The organism is Variovorax sp. YR566 (genome assembly GCF_051992195.1).
Taxonomy (GTDB): Bacteria; Pseudomonadota; Gammaproteobacteria; order Burkholderiales; family Burkholderiaceae_C; genus Variovorax.
Window position 1 is genome coordinate 36,609 of sequence record NZ_CP197092.1, and the last position, 20,215, is coordinate 56,823.

The following is a 20,215-nucleotide window of genomic DNA, read 5'->3' on the forward strand; positions in this document are numbered from 1 at the left end:
CCGCGACGGGCGCCGGCAAGGCCTTTGTCATTCGTGCGTCTGTCCGGCTGCTGAACGATGACCACACCCAATCCCACAGCCGGCGGCCCGCAAGCCCAGGCCCCTGCCGACAACGGCTTCGCCGCGCTGGCGCTCTCGCCACAGATGCTGGCCAACCTCACGCAGCTCGGCTACACGCAGATGACGCCGATCCAGGCGGCCAGCCTGCCGCCGGCGCTGCTCGGCAAGGACCTGATCGCCCAGGCCAAGACCGGCAGCGGCAAGACCGCCGCCTTCGCCCTGGCGCTGCTCTCCAACCTGAACCCCCGCCGCTTCGCGGTGCAGTCGATGGTGCTGTGCCCGACGCGCGAGCTGGCCGACCAGGTCACGACCGAAATCCGCCGCCTTGCGCGCGCAGAGGAAAACATCAAGGTCGTCACGCTCTGCGGCGGCGTCGCACTGCGCGGGCAGATCGCCAGCCTGGAGCACGGCGCCCACATCGTGGTCGGCACTCCAGGCCGCCTGATGGACCACCTGGAGCGCGGCAATCTCGACCTCTCGGCGCTCAACACGCTGGTGCTCGACGAAGCCGACCGCATGCTGGACATGGGCTTCTTCGACGACATCGTGAAGGTGGCGCGCCAGTGCCCCAAGGAACGCCAGACGCTGCTGTTCTCGGCCACGTATCCCGAAGGCATCGCCAAGCTCGCGCAGCAGTTCATGAAGAACCCCGAGCAAATCACGGTGCAGGCCCAGCATGAAGGCAGCAAGATCCGCCAGCGCTGGTACCAGGTGAAGGACAGCGAGCGGCTGCACACCGTGAGCCTGCTGCTCGACCATTTCCGCCCCGTGAGCACGCTGGCCTTCTGCAACACCAAGCAGCAGTGCCGCGACCTCGTCGAGGTGTTGCAGGCACAGGGCTTCAGCGCGCTGGCGCTGTTCGGCGAACTGGAGCAGCGCGAGCGCGACCAGGTGCTGGTGCAGTTCTCCAACCGCAGCTGCTCGGTGCTGGTGGCAACCGACGTGGCGGCGCGCGGGCTCGACATTGCGCAGCTCGAAGCAGTGATCAACGTCGACGTGACGCCCGATTCGGAGATTCACATCCACCGCATCGGCCGCACCGGCCGCGTGGGCCAGTCGGGTGATGCCGAGGGCCTGGCGCTGAACCTGGCCAGCATGAACGAGATGGGCAGCGTCGGAAAGATCGAGCAGCTGCAAGGCCGCGAGTCCGAATGGCACGAACTGGCCGAGCTCACGCCGGGCAAGGGCGCGCCGCTGCAGCCGCCGATGGCCACGCTGCAGATCGTCGGCGGGCGCAAGGAAAAGATCCGCGCCGGCGACGTGCTGGGCGCGCTCACGGGCGACTGCGGCTACGCGAAGGACCAGGTCGGCAAGATCAACGTCAACGAGTTCTCGACCTACGTGGCGGTGGACCGCGCCATCGCCGAAGAGGCGGCGCGCAAGCTGTCCAGCGGACGCGTGAAGGGCAAGTCGGTCAAGGTGCGGCTGCTGACGCTGCAGGACCTGTAGCAGCCCCTGCTGGCTGCGGCGTAGCGAGCGCCGAGGTCGGCGCCACCGATGCATCGAGCACCGGTGCCGGCGCCGCATCGGGCGCCTCCTGCCGCGCCAGCTTCGCGGCCAGCCGGAACGCCACCACCACCGCCAGCAAGCCGAAGATCGACGAGCCCACGGCCTGCCCGATCAGCACGCCGGCCGCGCCGTAGTGCGAGCCCCACCAGGCAAATGGAATCGTGCCCAGCGTGGCGCGCCCCCAGTTGAACGCCGTAGACAACAGCGGATGCCCGAGGTTGTTGAACGACGCATTCGCCACGAACAGCCCGCCCGCAAAGAAGAAGCTCGCGGCCAGCCAGCTGCAGAACAGCGAGATCAGCTCCGCCGCCAGCCCGTCGGCCGAGAACGCGCGAATCAGCACGCCCTGTCCCAGTGCCAGCACCAGCCACGCCACGGCCACCGACGCCACCATGAACAGCAGGCTGTCGCGCAGTCCCTCCTGCACGCGGCGGTACTGCCCCGCGCCAAGGTTCTGCGCAAGGATCGGCCCGACCGCGCCGCTGAGCGCGTAGACCAGCCCGAAGGCCACCGGCGTCAGCCGGTCGATGGTGGCCGCGCCCGCCACCGCCGACGGCCCGAACTGCGCGACCGCATGCGTCACGAAGGCCGCGCCCACTGGCGTCGCAAGATTGGTCAGCACAGCCGGCCCGGCCACGGTGCCGAGCGCGCGCGCGTCGCCGGCCAGCTGCCGCGCATCGAAACGCCCGAGCATGCGGTGCTTCACCATCACGCCATGCAGCCCGATGGCCGCCAGCACCATGCGCGAGACCACCGCGCTGATGGCCGCGCCGTCGAGCCCCAGCCCGAAGCCGAAGATCAATATCGGGTCGAGCACCGCCGTCACGAAGGCGGCCGCGAGCGTCACCGTCATCGCGCGGCGTGCGTCGCCGATCGAACGCAGCAGCGCGGAAGTCGCCATGCCGATGCCCAGCAGGGGCAGCGTGTGCACCGTCACCGAGAGGTATCGCTGCGCGAGCCGCGCCGTCTCGCCCTCGGCGCCGAGCGCCTGCAGCGCTGGGTGCAGGAAGAAGGCTGTGCCCGTGCCCACCACTACCGACACCGCCGTCATCAGCACGAGGCTCGAGGTGCCGATGCGGCGCGCGTCCTCGGTGCGTCCCGCTCCCACCGTGCGTGACACCACCGCCGCGATGCCGATGGTCAACCCGATGCACAGCGACGCATGAAAGAACCCCACCACGCCCGCGAAGCCGACCGCCGCGGCCGTCGCTTTCTCCCCGAGCAGCGAGATGTAGAACAGGTTGATCAGGTCGACCGCGAACACCGCGATCAGTCCGATGGCCCCGGTGCCCGCCATCACGCAGACATGCCGCAGCAGCGACCCCGAAACGAAGCGCGCGCGCTCGACACCGCCGGTTGTTTCGGCTATTGGCATGTGAAATTCTCGATGTGGCCTAATTGCGGCTCGAACATTACTTTTACCCGAGCTTTTCATGCCCAAGAAAATTCGTACCGAAGCCGACCGCGTTGCCACCCCGAAGCCGACGCCCCTGCCCGGCTACACGGCGCCTCGCTCCGGTGGCGGCCAGAAGGTCAGCCTGGAACGCGGCACCGCAACGCGCAGCAAGAAGAACCCTGGCAAGCGCGCCAAGAAGGGCGGCTGATCCATCAGCCCCCGCCTGGCTCCCACCTGAGCCACGACAGACGCGCCTCAGGGCGCGTTTTGTCATTGGGGCAGCTATAAATCGCAATGTCCGACGACAACCAGATCCTCATCCCGCCCTCGTTCTTCGCGGTGTACACCGACGCGCGCCAGCGCCTGAGCGAGCCGATCGGCGTGGTGCGCGAGCGCTACGAGATCTGCGAAGACCTCGCCAGCCACCTCGTGGGCCATGCGCAGATCCAGCACCACACCGAGGTGCCGGTCGAAAGCGAGATCCTGCGGCGCATCCACGCCGGGCTGGCCACGCCTGAATCGGGCGTATCGGCGGCCGAGGCGGGCTGGATCGTGCAGCGGCTGGCCGAGCTGCTGGGCTGGCAAGGGCCCGAGCCGGCGCCCGAAGCGGACTGAGCCCCTGCCGGAGCGACCCATGCTGCTCAAGGTCGGAGAACTCGCCCGGCACACCGGCCTCACGGTGCGCACGCTGCACCACTACGACGCCATCGGCCTGCTAGCACCCTCGGCACGCTCCGAGGCCGGCTACCGGCTCTACAACGCGGCCGACATCGCCCGCCTGCACGCGATCCAGGCACTGCGGCTGCTGGGCCTGCCGCTGGCGGAGATCGGCGCCCTGCTGGGCGCGGAGAGCAGCTCGCTGCCCACCATCATCGCGCGGCAGATCGAATCGCTCGACCAGCAGATCGCACAGGCCACTGCCTTGCGCGAACGCCTCGGCCTGTTGCAGCAGCGCCTGGACGAAGGCGCCCAGCCCGACATGAAGGACTGGCTGGACACGCTCGAGAAGATGACCACCTACGGGCGCTACTTCAGCCCCGCCGAGATCAGGTCGTTCATGGCCAACTGGAAGGACGTGGCCGACCGGTGGCCGCCGCTGGTGGCCGAGGTGGCCGCGCTGATGTCGCGCGGCGTGCCGGCCGGCGCCCCCGAGGTGCAGCCGCTGGCCGCCCGCTGGATGACGCTGATGGGCCAGTGGATGGACGGCAGCTTCGACCTCATCACGCGCTGGGGCGAGATGTACCGGCGCGAGCCCGTGGCTCGCAGCGACGACGGGCCTCCCGCCGAACTGGTGGAGTACATCGGCGAAGCCATCGGCATGCGCATGGCCGCGCTGCTGCGCCACCTGAGCACCGACGATCTCGCGCACCTGAGCCGCCCGCCCGAGGACGAATGGCGGCGCCTGGCGGGCGAACTCGCCGCGCTACGGGCGCGCGCCGTCCCTCCTGAAGACGAGTCGGTGCAGGCCATCGCGTGCGAATGGGCGCGCCTGTTCGCCGCCTTCACCAACCACGACCCCGGCCTGGCGGCACGCCTGATGCGGGCGATGAACGCGGAGCCGGTGCTGCAGGCCGCCGCCGTGACCACGCCCGAAGTGCGCGAGTACCTGATGCGCGCCATGGCCGTGCTGCAGCAGAAAAATCCACCGCCGCCCGCCGGCAGCGCTTGACCCTGACGTTGCGTGAGGCCCGACAGTGGCCGCATGAACAACCCAACCACGCCCCAACGGCTCCACGCGCTCGACAACCTCCGCGCCCTGATGATGTGGCTCGGCGTCGTCCTGCACGTGGCGATCAACCACCTCACGATCAATTCGCCGCTGCCTTGGCGCGACCCGAAGACATCGCCGGTCGCCGACCTGCTGCTGCTCTTCATCCACAGCTTCCGCATGCCGGTGTTCTTCGTGCTGGCCGGCTTCTTCGTTGCGCTGCTGGTTGCACGGCGCGGTGCCGGCGGCATGCTGCGAAACCGCGCGCTGCGGCTGGCGCTGCCCTTCGCGATTTTCTGGCCGCCGCTGTTCGTGGCGACCACCGTGCTGGCGATGGTCTACATCCACCTGACGGCGCGCGGCGTGCCGGGCATCGACTCCGCGCTGACGCCCGCACGGCAGCCTGGCGGCTCGCCTTTCAACACCATGCACCTGTGGTTCCTGTACCAGCTGTTCTGGTTCAGCGTGATGGCCTGGGCCGGCGTGCGGCTGCAGCGCTTCGTGCCGACACGGCTGCGCGAGACGCTGGCCCGAAGCTTCGTGACGTTGGCCGAACGGCGCTGGGGCTTCGCGGTGCTGGCGTTGCCCCTGGCGCTCGTCGGCTCCTTCTATCCATCCGGCATGGTCACGGAAAGCGGCTCATTCCTGCCGCCGCTGGCCGAATGGGTGCAGAGCGGGCTCTTCTTCGTGGTCGGCTGGTACGTGCACGGCCAGCAGGAGCGGCTGCTGGCGCTGTTCGCGTCGCGCTGCAAGGGCCATGCGGTGGCCGGCCTCGCATTCCTGGTGGCAACGGTGGTGTTGCTGGGCGCATTCCGCGGCAACCGTCTCCAGTCGCTGCCGCATCCCGAGTTCTGGATCGCCTTCGTCTACAACGCGACCGCATGGCTCTGGAGCCTGGCCCTGATCGGCGGCTTCGTGCGCTACCTGCCACGCCAGAACGCCGTGATGGCCTACCTGTCGCAAAGCTCGTACTGGGTGTACCTGGTGCACATGCTCGGCACCATCGGCTTCGGCATCCTGCTGTTCAACGCGCCCTTCGGCGCGGTCGCGAAGATGGGCCTGAACATCGCGGCCACGTCGCTGGTGGCGCTCGCCAGCTACCAGCTGCTGGTGCGCCACACCCGCCTCGGCTCGCTGCTGAACGGTCAGCGCGCGGAAAAGCGCTCGACCAGGAAGTCGACGAAGGCGCGGGTCTTGGCCGCCAAGTGACGCGAGGGGTAGACGGCATAGATGGGCGTCCGGTCGGCCTCCCAGTCTTCGAGCACAGCCTGCAGCCGGCCTGAAGCCAGCTCGCTCTCGACATAGATGCGCGGGATCAGGCTCAAGCCGAAGCCCGCAAGCAGCGCGTCGCGCACGGCGATGCTGGAGCTGACCTTGTAGCGCCCGTCGATGGGCACCGCCACGCTGCGGCCGGCGCGGCTGAAGGTCCACTTGTTCGCGTGGCCCGAGAGCGTGAACTGCACGCACTCGTGGGCCTTCAGGTCTTCGGGCTGCGCAGGCCGGCCGGCGGAGGCGAAGTAGCCGGGCGCGCCGCACAGCACGTGGGTCATGGTCATCAGCTTGCGCGCGACGAGACTCGAATCTTCCAGCCGGTCGCTGCCGCGGATGGCGAGGTCGTAGCCCTCGCCGATGATGTCCGAGCGGCTGTCCTGCAGGTTCAGTTCGAGCCGCAGGTTCGGGTAGCGCTTCATGAACTCGGGAATGGCCGGCGACAGCGAGGTGAGCGCAAAGGTCAGCGGTGCGCTCACACGCAGCACGCCGCCGGGGCTGCTGCCCATGGGCGCGAGCGCGGCATCGGCCTCGGTGAGTTCGTCGAGGATGCGCGACAGGCGCTCGAAGTAGGCTGCGCCCGCTTCGGTCAGGCTCATCTGCCGCGTGGTGCGGTTGATGAGTCGCACCTTCAAATGCGCCTCCAGCTCCGCGACGTTCTTGCTGATGGCCGCGGCCGAGAGCCCCATTTGCCGCGCGGCGCCTGCGAAGCTGCCCGTGGCGGCGGTGGTGCGGAAGACCTTGAGAGCCGTGAGATGGTCCATGCTGGATTGACGACCGACAGTAAAGAATCAATTCATTATTCGAGCATTCACAACCAAGGGTCAACTCACTAGATTCGAGGCATGACCAGCCGCACCACCGACATCCTCCTCACCGCGACCGCGCCCGCCGTCTGGGGCAGCACCTACATCGTCACCACCGAGCTGCTGCCGGCGAACTACCCGCTCACGGTTGCCTTGCTGCGCGCGTTGCCTGCGGGCCTGCTGTTGCTGCTGATCGTGCGCAAGCTGCCCGAACGCGCTTGGTGGGGCCGCATCTTCGTGCTCGGGGCGCTGAATTTCTCGATCCTCTGGGCCATGCTGTTCCTCGCGGCGTATCGACTGCCGGGCGGTGTGGCGGCGACGATCACCTCGGTGCAGCCGCTGCTCGTGGTGTTTCTCGCGAGCGTCTTCCTGGGCTCGCCGGTGCGTGCGCTGTCGGTGGCGGCGGCGGTGGTCGGCATCGGCGGGGTCGCGCTGCTGGTGCTCACGCCGAATGCGGCGCTCGACGCCATCGGCATTGCCGCAGCCATCGCCGCGGCCGTGTCGATGGCCTTCGGCACAGTGCTGAGCCGCCGCTGGCAGCCGCCGGTGTCGGCGCTGACCTTCACCGCCTGGCAGCTCACCGCGGGCGGCCTGCTGCTGTTGCCGGTGGCGCTGCTGCTGGAGCCGCCACTGCCCGCGCTCACGGTGCAGAACTGGATCGGCTTCGGCTGGCTCGGCCTCGTGGGCGCCGCGCTGACCTACATCGTGTGGTTCCGTGGCGTGGCCAAGCTTGAGCCATCAGCGATCGCGCCGCTGGCCTTTCTCAGCCCGGTGACGGCCGTGATCCTCGGCTGGGCGCTGCTGGGGCAGAGCCTTTCGGCGTGGCAGGTGACGGGCATCGGCATCGTGATCGCGAGCATCTGGCTCAGCCAGCATGCGCAGCGCGGCGCGCAGCCGCTGGTGCGGCCTGCCGCGGCCACCCGTTAGACGGCAAGCGCCGTGGCGCGCTTCAGCAGGCTCAGGTAGCCGGGCTGCACTTCCATGCGCACGATCGCGCCCTGCCGCTGCAGCAGGCGGTGCGCCTTCGGCAGGGCCCAGCAGGGCAGGTTGGTGAACATGTGATGTTCGCAGTGGTAGTTGACCCAGTAGGGCGCCACCAGGATGCGTTCGAGCCAGCCGGCGTGCGTGGTGCGGGCCTGCCGCAGCGGATCGGCCTCGTTCTGCGCGACGAGCGCGTGTTCGGCGATGTTGCGCACGCGGCTCACGAGCGGCAGCCATGTCGCCATCGGCAGCAGCCACATCAGCAGCCATGCCCACCAGTAGCCGGCCACGGCAAAGGCCAGGAAGCCTAGGCCGTTGGCGACGAGAAAGCGGCGGTCTTTCGCAAGCTCCCGGCCCAGCACCTTCAAGGCCGACTCGCCCGGCGCACGCTTGCGAATGCCCTCGGCGATGTGCCCGAAGCGCTGCTTGTAGAAAGTCTGCCCGCTCAGGTCGCGCACCACCTTGCGCCACATCGAAGCCCGCGTGATCGGAAAAGGCGCCGACAGCACGAGGTCGGGATCTTCGGTCTGCTGCACGAAGCGATGGTGCTGCAGGTGGTATGGCCGGTAGTCGCGCAGCGTCGACGAGCACAGCCAGTAGCCCACCCAGTCGTTGACCTTGCGATTGCGGTGCAACCCAGCATGCGCCGCGTCGTGCATGAGGATGAAGAGCCCCAGCTGCCGCGCGCCGACGACGGGCACCACCAGCGGAATGGTCCACGGCCACACGATGCCCACCAGCATGGCGGCGCCGATCACGCCCCAGCAGTGCAGCACCAGCCACAGGCCCTTCCACGACGAACGCGCGGTGAGCGACTGCCACTCGTCGGTGGTGAAGAAGTCTTCGGGTTGGGCACGGGGAGCGGCGGCCATGAGGCCAGTATGGCGCTGCAAGCCGCTGTAGAACACACGGAATTCCCCGGGTGCCGGGCGAGGCCCTTCGGCCTACTCGCCGCTACTTGTCGATGATCTTGCGGGCGAAGACTTCGAGATAGTCCATCAACCGGTTGGCGCCCGCGATGGCCGCGGCCTCATCGCCTGTCGCGATGCCCTGCGCCAGTTCGAGGTGCGCATTCGCGCCCTCGACGATCTCGCCTTCATGCTGGTACGCGTACCAGAAGCGCCTGCACTGCACGATCAACGGCACCACCGCCTTCACCGCTGAATCGTTGTGGCTCGCCTGGTGGTTGACGAGGTCCAGCGCGCGGTCGGCCTGCATGTAGTCGTTCAGGTCGCCGCGGCCTGCGGCCTCGACCATCATCTCGGCGCAATGAACGATTTCCTTGCGCTGCTGCGCGGTGGCCCGGCGCGCGGAGCAGGCGGCAATCAGCAGTTCGAGCACGCGGCGGGTCTGGATCACGTCGAGATGGTCGGCCAGGTCGATGGCCGACACCAGCAGTCCGCGGCGCGGCTGCTGCACGATGAGGCCGATGGACACCATGCGCATCAGCGCCTCGCGCACCGGCGTGCGGCCCAGCCCCGTGCGCTCGGCGAGTTCGGCCTCGACGATCTGGCTGCCGGGTTTCAGCAGCATGGTCGACAGCAGCGTCTCGATGGCGTCGTAGGCCATGTCGGCGGCGCGGCGCTTGGGCGGTGCGCGCAAGCTTGTCTTCTTTGGAGCAGTCTTCTTCGGGGCGGCCATGGTTTTCTTTTTCCGCGGATGCGGCGGCGTCATTGTCGGGCGTCGCCGTCGTTCGCCAGACCCACGAGACCCGCCAGTGTCGCTATGCGGACCGGCGACAGCGGCGGGCGCGGCACGGGCGGAGTCCATCCGAAGAGAAACTGTGCAGCGTCACCGCAGACGCGCCCCTGGCACGCGCCCATGCCGCAGCGGCGGTGCAGCTTGGCGTCTGTCCAGCCGCTGCAGGCTGCCAGCGCGGAGAAGGGCACGTCTTCGCAGCGGCACACGAGCGTGTCGGGTTGCGGCATGGCCTTGATGTCGGCGGCCAGTGCGAAGCTGCGGTGCAGCTGGGCGGCGAAGGCGTTCCAGCGGGCGCGTTCGCCCTCGTGCGTCTTTGCAGCGCGCTCGTTGCCGACGGCGGCATGGCCGGCGATGGTGCCCTGTGCCAGCGCGCGTTCGCTGCCGCCGAAGCCGGTGCACTCGCCCGCTGCATAGACGCCGGCGACGCTGGTGGCCTGCGAGGCATCGACCGCCAGGGCCTGCGCACCGGAGCTCGCAGGCGTGAGGGCACAGCCGAGCAGTTGCCCCAGCTGCGTGTTGGGCGTAAGGCCGAAGCCGCAGGCGATGCGCTCGCAGGCGATCTCGACTTCGCTGGCGCTGCCTTGCCGAAGGCGAACCGACTCGACCTGCGTCGCACCCTGCGCCGAGACGATGCGCGACGAAGTGCGGTACTGCGGATCGGCGAGCATCACTGCCTGCGCGACCTTGCCCGGCCAGCGCGCGAGGCTGGCGCCGAAGCGCGCGACCGAAGCGAATGAAGCCTGTTCGGCGATGCGCAGCACTTTCGCACCCGCCGCACGTGCCGTTGCGGCGGCGGCGAGCAGCAAGGGGCCGCTGCCCGCGATGACGATGCGCTCGCCCTCGACCGGCATGCCGGCCTTGATGAGCGCCTGCAGGCCGCCCGCGCCGGTCACGCCGGGCAGCGTCCATCCGGGGAAGGGCAGCAGCAGCTCGCGCGCGCCGGTGCAGAGGACGAGCTTGCGCCATTGCATGCGCGTGGCGCGCTCCGCGTCTTCGAGCAGTAGCTCGTTGGGCGAAGGTGCGGCAGCGACGCGGGTGCCGCTGCGCACGCGGATGTTGGCGTGACGCTCGAGTGCATCGCGCCACTTGCGCGCCGCTGGTGGCAAGGCTGCGCAGGGGCCATCGCGCCAGATCTGTCCGCCGGGCGCGGGGTTGTCGTCGATGACGACGATCGATACACCGCTCGGCGCGGCAGCCACCGCCGCCGCCATGCCGGCCGGGCCTGCGCCGACGATCAGCACATCGCAATGTTCCATGTTCATTCCGCGGTCTCCACGCGCATGCCCTCGGCGCAGACCGTCTGGCATGCGAGCCTGCGCCGGCCATCGACCAGCACGCGGCACTCCTGGCACACGCCCATGCCGCAGAACGGCGCGCGCTGCTGGCCCGTGACCGACGTGCGCGCCACGCCCATGCCACCAGCCACGCGCAACGCGGCGGCGACCGAGCTGCCCGCCTTCACGCGGACCAGGTGACCGTCGATGTTCAACAGGGTGTGGGCGCTCATGCGATCTCCCGCAGTCCGCGCGGCGCGTATGGCGCCGCATCGAAGTCAGGAGTCGCGCCGGTCATCAGCGCAGCAAGCAGATGCGCGCTGCCCGGCGCCGTGGTCACGCCCAGGCCTTCGTGCCCAACGGCAAGCCAGAGCTTCTCGCGCCACGGGTGCTTGCCCAGCAGCGGCAACCCATCGGGCGACGCCGCGCGCATGCCGGTCCACGAACGCACGGCGTTGAGATTCGCGAGCCCCGGCAGGTAGTCCAGCGTGCGCTGGAGCATGCGCGCCAGCATCGGCGCCTCGACCGTCGGATCGGTCGTGTCGAACTGGCGCGACGAGCCGACCAACAGTTGCCCCGTGGGACGCGGCTGCACGTTGAAGGCGACTGAGTCGCCGTCGCTGTGGTGTGCGCTGGTCACGTAGCCGAGCTCGACCAGCTGGTGATGCACCGTGCCCGGATAGCGGTCGGTGATCAGCAGGTGTCCCTTCTTCGGGCGTATCGGGAGTTCGGGGCACAGCGTCGTCGCCTGGATGCCGTTGGCCAGCACGATCTGCGGCGCGGTGCGGCGGCTGCCGTCCGCGAGGCGCAGTGCGCCGTCGTCTTCGACGGCATCGACCTTCGCGTGCTCCACACGGACCGAATCAGCGGCCTGCGCAAGCAGCCAGCGCGCCGCATTCGGCGCATAGAGGATGCCGTCGCCCGGCACTTCGAGCGCGCCCGACAGGCCCTTGCGCAAGGCGGGCTCGGCGCTCGCCAGTTCGCGCGCATCGAGCAGCCGGCTGTCGATGCCGTGCGCGCGCAGCCGCTGTTGCTTGCGTTCGGCCTCGGCAATCTCTTCGTCGTTGGCGGCAATCCACAGCGTGCCGCAGGCGCTGTACGCGCAGTCTTCGCTCATGCGCGGCGCAAGCTCGCGCCATTGCGCGACCGAATGGCGGCTCAGTTCGAGTTCGGCCGCGTTGTCGTCCATCACCACGAGGTGACCCATGCCCGCGCCGGTGGCGCCGCCGATGCGCGCATCGAGCACCAGCACGCGGCGCCCCGCCTGTGCAAGCGCTTGCGCGCAAGCCGCGCCGACGATGCCGGCGCCGATGACGATGACATCCGCGTCCATGCCGCGCGGCGTCAGAGCCGGATGCCCCAGCCGAACGGGTCTTCGTCGTCGATCAGCAGCGTGGCTTCCGCGCTGATGTGCGCGCGGCCACGCAGCGTGGGAATGACCTTGTCGCCGTCCATCGCGTAGCTGGCCTCGAAGACGCTGCCGATCACGCTGGCTTGCTTCCACACCTCGCCGGGCGCAAGCTTGCCGTCGGCCGCGAGGCAGGCGATCTTGGCGCTGGTGCCGGTGCCGCAGGGCGAGCGGTCGTAGGCGTTGCCGGGGCACAGCACGAAGTTGCGGCTGTCGGCGCCTTCATCATCTGCAGCGAAGAGTTCGATGTGGTCGATCTCCGCGCCGTCCGCGCCCGTGATGCCCTGGGCCGAGAGTGCCTTGCGCAATGCCGCGGTGTAGTCGGTCAGCGCCGCGAGGTTGTCGCTCGCCACGCGCTGGCCGTGTTCGCTCACCAGGAAGAACCAGTTGCCGCCCCAGGCCACATCCCCGCGCACGGTGCCATGGCCCGGCAGCTCGACCGCCACCTGGTGCAGATGCCGGTACGCGGGCACGTTGCGCACGCTCACCGAGCCGTCTTCGTGCAGCGTGGTCGTGACGGTGCCCACGGGCGTTTCGATGCGGTGCTCGCCCACGCCGATGCGCCCCATGTGCGCAAGGCTCGCAACCAGCCCGATGGTGCCGTGGCCGCACATGCCGAGGTAGCCAGCGTTGTTGAAGAAGACCACGCCGGCAGCCGCATCCGGCGACACCGGCTCGCACAGCAGCGCGCCCACCACCACGTCGCTGCCGCGCGGCTCCAGCACGGCGGCCGCGCGCCATTTGTCGTGCTGGTCGGCCAGCAGCGCACGGCGCTCGGCCATGCTGCCGCCGCCCAGATCGGGGAAGCCGCCGATCACAAGGCGCGTGGGCTCGCCGCCCGTGTGCGAGTCGATGACCTGGATGCGTTGCATGTGGCGTCGTCCGTTCGTTCGTTCAGTAGCTGGCGATGGGTACCGGGGCCGCGTTCTTGAACGTGAACACGGTGATGGGCGCCTGCTTCATGTTGCCCTTGTCGTCGTAGGCATAGGTTGCGGCCACGCCCTTGTACGTTGCCTTGTAGAGCTCCGCGCCCACCTTGTCTGGGTCGATGGAGTTGGCCTTCTTCATCGACTCGCCGATGAACAGCACCTGGTCGTAGTACGAAGCTGCGTAGGCATCAGGGTCGGCGTTGAAGCGCTTCTTGAATTTTTCCTTGAACGCCGGGCCGCTCTGCGCCTTCTCGAGGATGGAGCCGCCTTGCGCGCAGAACACCAGGTCGTTGACCGCATCGCCGCCGAGCTTGCCGGTGGCGGGGCTGCACACGGTGTCGCCGCCCAGCAGCTTGCCGGGCACGGCCAGCTGCTTCATCTGGCGCGCCATGGGCGCGGCCTGCGGTGCATAGCCGCCGAAGAAGATGGCCTCTGGCGCCTTGGCCTTCATGTTGGTCAGGATGGCGGTGAAGTCCACGGCCTTGTCGGTGGTGAACTCCTGGCCGACCACGGTCAGGCCCTGCTTCTTCGCTTCCTTGGTGAACTCTTCGGCGAGGCCCTGGCCGAAGGCGGTGCGGTCGTCGATCACGCCGACCTTCGTCACCTTCAGCACCTTGGCCGCATACACGGCCATGCTGGAGCCGATCTGGTTGTCGCTCGCGATGATGCGGTAGAGGTTCTTGTAGCCGCCCTGCGTGACCTTCGGGTTGGTGCCCACGGTCGAGACCATGGTGCCGCCTTCGCTGTAGATGCGCGAAGCCGGAATGGCCACGCCCGAGCAGTACGGGCCCATGACGTACTTGACGCCGTCATCCACGAACTTCTGCGCGACGCTCACGCCGGTCTTGGCGTCGCACTGGTCGTCTTCCGACACCATCTCGAACTTCAGCGTCTTGCCGCCGACGACGAGCTTCTTCGCGTTGAGCTCCTCGACGGCGAGGCGCACGCCGTTTTCATTGTCCTTGCCCGCGAAGGCATTGGGGCCCGACAGCGGACCGCTGTGACCGATCTTGACCACCTGCTCCTGTGCGTACGCCTGGCCTGCAAGGGCGAGGGCCACGAGGCTTAGAAACGGAACCATGCCTGCTTTTGTCTTCATGCTTCTTCCTAGGTTGGGGACGATGAAAAGGACGTTCGTTGTGTGCGATTACATGACCGACTGGTACTGAGTGGGCCGCGTCGCGAGCGCCTTCTTGACGATCGCTTCGATGAAGGCGCGCTCCTCGCCGATGAGCGGCAGGCGCGGACGGCGCATGTGCTCGCTGCCCACGCCCACCAGCACGTCGATGAGCTTGAGGTTCTGCACCAGCTTGGTCGACACGTCGAGATGCAGCATCGGCGTCATCCACTGGTAGAGCTTGAGCGCTTCGGAAAACTTGCCGGCCTTCATCAGGTCGTACAGCGCCACGGTCTCGCGCGGGAAGGCACAGCCTACGCCGGCCAGCAGGCCGTCGCAGCCGAGCGCCAGGCCTTCGTAGGCGAGGTCGTCCACGCCCAGGAACAGCTGGTAGCGGTCGCCCACGGTGTTGCGCAGGTCGGTGATGCGGCGGATGTCGTCGGTGCTTTCCTTGATGGCCGCGATCCATTCGCAGTCGGCCAGCTCGACCATGTGCTCGGGCTTGAGGTCGACGCGGTAGGCCACCGGGTTGTTGTAGACCATGATGGGCTTCTGCGCTGCATTGGCGATGGTGCGCACGTTGAGCATCGCCTCGCGCGCGTCGGCCACGTAGATCACCGAGGGCATCACCATGAAGCCGGCCACGCCGAGCTTGTTGGCGCCGTCCACGTAGCGCAGCGCTTCGCGCGTGCTGGTTTCGGACACGTTGGCCAGCACCGGGATGCGGCCATCGGCGGCTTCGAGCGCGATCTTCGCGACCTGCAGCTTTTCTTCCAGCGTCAGCGTGCTGGCTTCGCCAAGCGAGCCGCAGGTGACGAGGCCGTGGATGCCGTTGCGGATCTGGAAGTCGATGTGACGGGCCGTGCCCTCGGCATCGATGCTCTCGTCGGCGTGGAACTTGGTGGTGACGGCGGGGAAGATGCCTTGCCAGCGGGGATTGCTCACTTGATCGCTCCTTGTGGATGTGCGGTGGTGTGGAAGCGTCGCACTTTAAATATATTAAGGATATATGGTCAAGATATCTTTCGGGCATGCGCTCTTCCGCGCCCGGTTTTTCTGTGATATCCGGGAGCGCGGGTAGGTCGCGCTACTTGCGGCCGTCCGCGGGGCGCAGCAGGCCCCGCTTGAGCGTCACCGGCTTGCCGATGGGCGGCGCGGTCTTCGTCTCGACGGTGCGCAGCGTGCCGTTGTCCATGCGCACGCCCACCTCGTAGACCGTGACCGTGCGCACGTGCTTCTCGATCTCGTTGCCCGCGAAGCCGCCGCCCACCGCGCCGAGCACGGTGGTCGCGACGCGCCCATTGCCATGGCCGAACTGGTTGCCGACGAGGCCACCCACCACGCCGCCGGCCACGGCCCCCACGCCCGAGGTGTTCTGGATGCGCTTCTGAACCGGGCGAACCGATTCGACATGGCCGCAGACCGCGCAAGGTGGCGGGGCGGGAGGCGCGGCAGCGACCTGTGGTGCATTCATCACGCCTGGCGCCGGTCCGGGCTCGACAGCCGGGGCTGGCATGGGAGCGGGCATCGGCGCAGCCGCCCTCGCTTGTGGCGCCGGGCCTGCCGCCGTGGGCGGCACTGCGGGCGCTGGCGGCATGGCTTCAGGCTTGAAATCGTCCGGTGCGGCGGGTGATGCTGCGGCAACGACTGGCGGCGGAACACTCGCACTCGCGACCGGCTCCTGCCGGTGAAGCAACACGCCGCCAAGCGCCACCACGGCCACGCTCAATGCGCCGATCACGGCCCACAGCGCCTTGGGCGACTTGCCCGCCGGCTGGCCCGGAGGCGGGTTGAATGGCGACGTCGGATCCATGAAAAGCCCCTTTTACGGTCCGAAGCGGAATGCCCCGAAACCCATCAGGAAGCATGAACGCGGGCGGCGCGTTGTCAATTGACCGGCGTCCTACACAGCGATGTCGGTCACACCTGAGAGGAACCGCTCGGCCTCGCTTCGCATGCCCCGTGAGATGGACTCCCAGGTCCATGCAGGGAAATCCGACGGCAACAGGGCCTCGACCTCGCTCAGTGCGTCCTCCACCGACGCCACCATGTCCAGCATGGCGTTCCAGACGTCGATGCCGCCGTTCTTCATGGCCAGCCCATGCCAGTGGCGAGCCTGGATGGTGTGAAAGACATAGTGCGCATTCTTGGAACGGATCGCCATGGCCAGGCCCGCTTTGCGCGGCTGGAACTGATTGGGCCCGTTGCCGAAGTACGGCCACATCGAAATGATGTCGTAGAGCGGCGTCATCTCGTAGGCGTCGCCGCGCAGGAGGTGAATCGAGAAGTTCTTGGCATGGCCGTCGGTGGCGGCAAGCAGAAAGAAGGCCAATTGCGCGAGCAGGAAGCGGGCGCCGTCATCCGCACTCCCGCTGCCTTGCAGAAGCTGCAGGCACTTGCTCATGCCGGGGCCGCCGTGCTGCTCGTACTTCCTGTCGGACGGCAGGCCCATGGCCTGGCAAAAATCTTCCTGCGGCAGGCGCGCGATCCAGGCGCCACCGCCCCTCCACTCGCGGTCGAACCGCTCCACGACCAGGACCGTCTGCCCGCCGAAAGTGGCCATGGACGTCGGCGCCACTGGCAGGCCGAGTGCCTCGACGATCTGTGCGCACAGCCATTCGTTTTGCACCGAGTCCGAGGCGTCCACGCGCTTGGAGCCGCCGATCAATCCCAGCGGCAGCTTGATGATGTGCGTGGTGGGCGTGGCGCCATGCGGCCGGCACCATTCGCCGTTCCAGAAAGTCAGGGCGGTCTTCTCCTGCGCACCGGCAAGGGAAATGCGAAACAGGTCTTCGTCGCGCATGCCTTCCGGGGTGTCTTCGGACGGAACGGCTTGCAGCAGCGCGGCGATCTGCTCTTCGTCCAGGGGCTCGCAGTTCACGGCATTCCAGCCCTGCGGCGCGGCGCCTTCGGGCAGCAATTGCACGGCCCCGACACAGTCGCGGCCGATGGCTTCGAGCAGGTCGAAAGTCTTGGCGTCCTTGAGCTTGAAGCGATTGCGCAGACGCGCGCGAACCCTGTCGTTGTCGGGCAGCAGATTGTCGAAGTAGTTGCGGACCACCTCGCCGCGGACTTCGAGCGTGCCGGTGAGCGGAATCGACAACGACAGCGAGCGCCGCCGGGGCGATTCGAGCCATCGTGGGTCGTACCGGAAGGTGTGGACGCCGTGGTCGACGGACCAGGTGCCAACGGGCTCCCCGTTCATCCACGCGCCGAGCGCTTGCGTCACCAGGACTCCTTCTTCGGCCGGACGACGAAGCTCCGGCGAGACGTCGGCTTGATGTCCTTGCCGGGATTCAGCGCCTGAAGCGCACGAAGCGATGTGCCTGGAGCGCTCGATTGCCCGGAAGGCAGGCGGACCAGCACCGATTGATCGCTCATCCTCGTGGCGATCCATCCCTCCGGAAGGTTCACGGCATCGTCCGGCAGCGAGTCGCGCTTCCCGGAATGCTGCTGCGCGGCGTCCGCGATGGGACTTGGGGACGTCCCGTCCTGCAGGGAAAAGGATGCCCCCAACGCCGCCATCAACTTCATCAGTTGCTCGAAGCTGACCGCCCCGGGATTCGCTTCGATCTCCGCGATCCGGGCCTGGCTGACACCGACCAGCGCGCCTGCCTGCGCCTGCGTCAGGCCGCGCTTCTTCCGCAGTGCCTTGAGATGCGGCCGCAGCTGGTCGACGAAGCGAAGGGGATAGTCCATCGCCGATCAGAATATCGGCTGTAGCTTATTTTGTCAAAATATCAGCTTTGGGATATTTTTATAAATTACAAGCCCTGTCTTGTTTTTCCCCGAAACAAGGCCTGGCCGTTATTCGATCACCGCCTCAGTCGATCTTCGCCCCGGAAGCCTTCACCACAACCCCCATCGCATCCCAATCCGAACGCAGCAGCTTCTGGAATTCCTCCGCACTCTGGCTGCGCGGCTCCACACCCAGCCGCTTGAAGCGCTCCTGGATCGCCGGGTCGGCCAGCACCTTGTTGGCCGCGGCGTTCAGGCGCTCGACCTCCGCCTTGGGCGTGGCGGCCGGCGCGAGCAGACCGATCCACGAATCGAAGGCGTAGCCCGGCAGCCCGCTTTCAGCCACGGTCGGCAGCTTCGGCAGGAAGGGGCTGCGCGACTGGCCTGTGGAAGCCAGCAGTTTCATGCGCGCGTCGTCCTGGAACCCGATCACGCCGATGCTCGACGAGATCACCGCCTGCACGCGGCCCGCGAGCACCTCATTGACGGCCTCGCCGGTCGACTTGGTCGGGATGTGCGTCATCTGCAGCCCCGCCTTCGCGAGAAACGATGCCATCGCGAGGTGCGTGGCGCTGCCGTTGCCCGCCGAGGCGTAGTTGTACTTGCCGGGGTTGGCCTTGACCTCCTTGATGAAGTCGGCCGTGCTCGACACATTCATGCCGCTCGCCACCGCCAGCACATAGCCCGCATTGCCGACGTTGGCCACGCCGACGAAATCCTTCAGCGGGTCGTAGCTCAGCTTGTTGTAGAGAAAGCCCGCGATGTTGTGGCTCGCAGCCGCCAGGATCAGCGTGTTGCCGTCGGCCGGCGCGCGCGCCACCAGGGCCGCGCCCACGGTGCCACCCGCGCCCGCGCGGTTTTCGACGATGGCGCTGGCATTCAGCGCCGCGCCCAACTCGTTGTTGAAGGCGCGCGCCACCGTGTCCTGCACCGCGCCGGTGGCGAAGGGCACGACGATGTGGATCACGCGCTGCTGCGCATGCGCCGGTGCAACGGCACAGAGCACCGCCGCGGCTGCAAGCGCGGTCAATGAACGTCGGGTGAGCGGGGTGGAGGTCATCTGGGTGGCCACTTCTTTCTTCGTCATCGTCGACAGTGAAAAATTCAAACGCCCGACGGCAGCCAGCGCTGCACCAGCTTCACGAAGTAGCTGGCACCGATCGGGATGATCTCGTCGTTGAAGTCGAACGAGGTGTTGTGGATGATGCAAGGGCCGGGCCCGTGGCCGTCCAGCCGGTGATCGCCGTCGCCATTGCCCAGGAAGGCATAGCAGCCGGGCCGTGCGAGCAGCATGTGCGCGAAGTCTTCAGCGCCCATCACGGCGGGGAAGTTGTCGGTCACCATGTCGTCGCCCACCACCTCGCGCATCACGCCGGCGGCAAAACGCGCCTCGGCCGGGTGGTTCACGGTCGGCGGCGACGAGCGGTTGAAATACACCTCGGCCGTGCAGCCATGCGCCGCCGCCACGCCCGCGGCCACTTCGCGCAGGCGGGCCTCGATCTTGTCGATGGCCTCGATGGAGAAGGTGCGGATGGTGCCGCCCACCGTCGCCACGTCGGGAATCACGTTCGGCGCATCGGAGCCCTGCAGCTGCGTGACCGCAAGCAGCGCACGCTCAGTGCTCGGAATGGTGCGCGCCACGATGGTCTGCAGCTGCTGCGCGAGCGTGACCACCGCCGCCACCGGGTCGATGCCCGTGTGCGGCATCGACGCGTGCGTGCCGCGCCCATGCACGGTGATCTTGTACGTGTTGCTCGACGCCATCAGCGCGCCCTCATTGAGCGCGAAGCGCCCCACGTCGCCCACCGGAAAATTGTGCAGCCCGAAGACCGCGTCGCACGGAAAGCGCTCGAACAGGCCCTCGTCGATCATCTTCCTGGCGCCGGCCTTGCCCATCTCCTCGGCGGGCTGGAAGATGAAATGCACCGTGCCGTCGAAGTCGCCGGGGCCCTGCTGCGACAGGTGCCACGCGGCGGCCAGCAGCATCGTGGTGTGGCCGTCGTGGCCGCAGGCGTGCATGCGGCCGGGGTTGGTCGACTTGTGGGCGAACTCGTTGGCTTCGTGCAATGGCAGCGCGTCCATGTCGGCGCGCAGGCCGATGGTGCGCGAGCCCGTGCCCTTGCGCAGCACGCCGACGAGGCCAGTGCCGGCGATGCCGCGGTGCACCTCGATGCCCCATCCGGTCAGCAGGTTCGCGACCTTCTCGGAGGTGCGGTGCTCCTCGAAACCGAGTTCGGGGTGGGCATGGATGTCGCGTCGGATCTCGACGAAACGGGCAGCGTTGACAAGGAAGGAATCGGCGATGTTCATGGCGGCAAG

The 20,215-nt window shown here is 68.0% G+C and carries 21 protein-coding genes; 6 read left to right on the top strand and 15 right to left on the bottom strand.

Going from position 1 to position 20,215, the window contains the following annotated elements; genetic code table 11:
• Positions 1-57 precede the first annotated feature (57 nt).
• Positions 58-1,509, top strand: a complete 1,452-nt coding sequence (gene dbpA / locus ACTG4X_RS00210) for an ATP-dependent RNA helicase DbpA (RefSeq protein WP_093076324.1) — start codon at positions 58-60, stop codon at positions 1,507-1,509.
• On the opposite strand, the gene ACTG4X_RS00215 is transcribed toward dbpA, so the two are convergent.
• Positions 1,475-2,944 carry an MATE family efflux transporter gene (locus tag ACTG4X_RS00215; protein WP_440533015.1) on the bottom strand — a complete coding sequence of 490 codons (1,470 nt, stop codon included), beginning with the start codon at positions 2,942-2,944 and terminating at the stop codon, positions 1,475-1,477. The two genes, dbpA and ACTG4X_RS00215, sit on opposite strands and share 35 nt — an antisense overlap.
• 58 nt (positions 2,945-3,002) lie before the next feature.
• Between ACTG4X_RS00215 and ACTG4X_RS00220 the strand changes: the two genes are divergently transcribed.
• The 4 genes from ACTG4X_RS00220 (at position 3,003) to ACTG4X_RS00235 (ending at position 5,882) form a co-directional block, all read left to right on the top strand.
• A complete protein-coding gene (locus ACTG4X_RS00220) occupies positions 3,003-3,173 on the top strand; it encodes a hypothetical protein (protein WP_176928792.1) in 171 nt (56 codons plus the stop codon).
• Between the two features lie 86 nt (positions 3,174-3,259).
• Positions 3,260-3,580 (top strand): hypothetical protein, encoded by a 321-nt coding sequence (locus ACTG4X_RS00225; RefSeq protein ID WP_093055160.1) that lies wholly within the window; start codon positions 3,260-3,262, stop codon positions 3,578-3,580.
• 19 nt (positions 3,581-3,599) lie between these two features.
• On the top strand, positions 3,600-4,634 hold the full coding sequence (locus ACTG4X_RS00230) for a MerR family transcriptional regulator (RefSeq protein WP_440533016.1): 1,035 nt from the start codon (positions 3,600-3,602) through the stop codon (positions 4,632-4,634).
• A 33-nt stretch (positions 4,635-4,667) separates the two neighbouring features.
• Positions 4,668-5,882, top strand: a complete 1,215-nt coding sequence (locus tag ACTG4X_RS00235) for an acyltransferase family protein (RefSeq protein WP_440533017.1) — start codon at positions 4,668-4,670, stop codon at positions 5,880-5,882.
• Here ACTG4X_RS00235 and ACTG4X_RS00240 read toward each other — a convergent pair.
• Positions 5,819-6,706 carry a LysR family transcriptional regulator gene (locus ACTG4X_RS00240; RefSeq protein ID WP_440533018.1) on the bottom strand — a complete coding sequence of 296 codons (888 nt, stop codon included), beginning with the start codon at positions 6,704-6,706 and terminating at the stop codon, positions 5,819-5,821. The genes ACTG4X_RS00235 and ACTG4X_RS00240 overlap by 64 nt on opposite strands.
• 81 nt (positions 6,707-6,787) lie before the next feature.
• Here ACTG4X_RS00240 and ACTG4X_RS00245 point away from each other — a divergent pair, with 81 nt between their 5' ends.
• Positions 6,788-7,675 (top strand): EamA family transporter, encoded by an 888-nt coding sequence (locus ACTG4X_RS00245; RefSeq protein WP_440533019.1) that lies wholly within the window; start codon positions 6,788-6,790, stop codon positions 7,673-7,675.
• Here the strand turns inward: ACTG4X_RS00245 and ACTG4X_RS00250 are convergent.
• The 13 genes from ACTG4X_RS00250 to ACTG4X_RS00310 form a co-directional block, all read right to left on the bottom strand.
• On the bottom strand, positions 7,672-8,601 hold the full coding sequence (locus ACTG4X_RS00250) for a fatty acid desaturase family protein (RefSeq protein ID WP_440533020.1): 930 nt from the start codon (positions 8,599-8,601) through the stop codon (positions 7,672-7,674). The genes ACTG4X_RS00245 and ACTG4X_RS00250 overlap by 4 nt on opposite strands.
• Before the next feature lie 82 nt (positions 8,602-8,683).
• Complete coding sequence (locus ACTG4X_RS00255) at positions 8,684-9,370, bottom strand: GntR family transcriptional regulator (RefSeq protein ID WP_093174501.1); 687 nt, start codon at positions 9,368-9,370, stop codon at positions 8,684-8,686.
• A 29-nt stretch (positions 9,371-9,399) separates the two neighbouring features.
• Positions 9,400-10,692, bottom strand: coding sequence for an FAD-dependent oxidoreductase (locus tag ACTG4X_RS00260; protein ID WP_440533021.1), 1,293 nt, complete (start codon positions 10,690-10,692; stop codon positions 9,400-9,402).
• Positions 10,689-10,937 carry a (2Fe-2S)-binding protein gene (locus ACTG4X_RS00265; protein WP_093076336.1) on the bottom strand — a complete coding sequence of 83 codons (249 nt, stop codon included), beginning with the start codon at positions 10,935-10,937 and terminating at the stop codon, positions 10,689-10,691. Before ACTG4X_RS00265 ends, ACTG4X_RS00260 begins: the two co-directional genes overlap by 4 nt.
• Positions 10,934-12,037, bottom strand: a complete 1,104-nt coding sequence (locus tag ACTG4X_RS00270) for an NAD(P)/FAD-dependent oxidoreductase (protein ID WP_440533022.1) — start codon at positions 12,035-12,037, stop codon at positions 10,934-10,936. Before ACTG4X_RS00270 ends, ACTG4X_RS00265 begins: the two co-directional genes overlap by 4 nt.
• An 11-nt stretch (positions 12,038-12,048) precedes the next feature.
• Complete coding sequence (locus ACTG4X_RS00275) at positions 12,049-12,984, bottom strand: 4-hydroxyproline epimerase (protein WP_093076339.1); 936 nt, start codon at positions 12,982-12,984, stop codon at positions 12,049-12,051.
• Positions 12,985-13,006: 22 nt separating this feature from the next.
• The gene (locus ACTG4X_RS00280; protein ID WP_093055138.1) at positions 13,007-14,140 is read right to left on the bottom strand and encodes a branched-chain amino acid ABC transporter substrate-binding protein; all 1,134 of its coding nucleotides are present in this window, start codon (positions 14,138-14,140) and stop codon (positions 13,007-13,009) included.
• 48 nt (positions 14,141-14,188) lie between these two features.
• Positions 14,189-15,103 carry a dihydrodipicolinate synthase family protein gene (locus ACTG4X_RS00285; protein WP_426390895.1) on the bottom strand — a complete coding sequence of 305 codons (915 nt, stop codon included), beginning with the start codon at positions 15,101-15,103 and terminating at the stop codon, positions 14,189-14,191.
• Between the two features lie 142 nt (positions 15,104-15,245).
• A complete protein-coding gene (locus tag ACTG4X_RS00290) occupies positions 15,246-15,971 on the bottom strand; it encodes a glycine zipper 2TM domain-containing protein (RefSeq protein ID WP_097197604.1) in 726 nt (241 codons plus the stop codon).
• Positions 15,972-16,061: 90 nt separating this feature from the next.
• Complete coding sequence (locus ACTG4X_RS00295; protein WP_440534452.1) at positions 16,062-17,390, bottom strand: type II toxin-antitoxin system HipA family toxin; 1,329 nt, start codon at positions 17,388-17,390, stop codon at positions 16,062-16,064.
• The gene (locus ACTG4X_RS00300; protein ID WP_307614741.1) at positions 17,384-17,857 is read right to left on the bottom strand and encodes a helix-turn-helix domain-containing protein; all 474 of its coding nucleotides are present in this window, start codon (positions 17,855-17,857) and stop codon (positions 17,384-17,386) included. Before ACTG4X_RS00300 ends, ACTG4X_RS00295 begins: the two co-directional genes overlap by 7 nt.
• 124 nt (positions 17,858-17,981) lie before the next feature.
• Positions 17,982-18,983, bottom strand: a complete 1,002-nt coding sequence (locus tag ACTG4X_RS00305) for a tripartite tricarboxylate transporter substrate-binding protein (RefSeq protein ID WP_093055128.1) — start codon at positions 18,981-18,983, stop codon at positions 17,982-17,984.
• 17 nt (positions 18,984-19,000) lie between these two features.
• Positions 19,001-20,206, bottom strand: coding sequence for a M20 aminoacylase family protein (locus tag ACTG4X_RS00310; protein ID WP_440533023.1), 1,206 nt, complete (start codon positions 20,204-20,206; stop codon positions 19,001-19,003).
• Between the last annotated feature and the right edge of the window lie 9 nt (positions 20,207-20,215).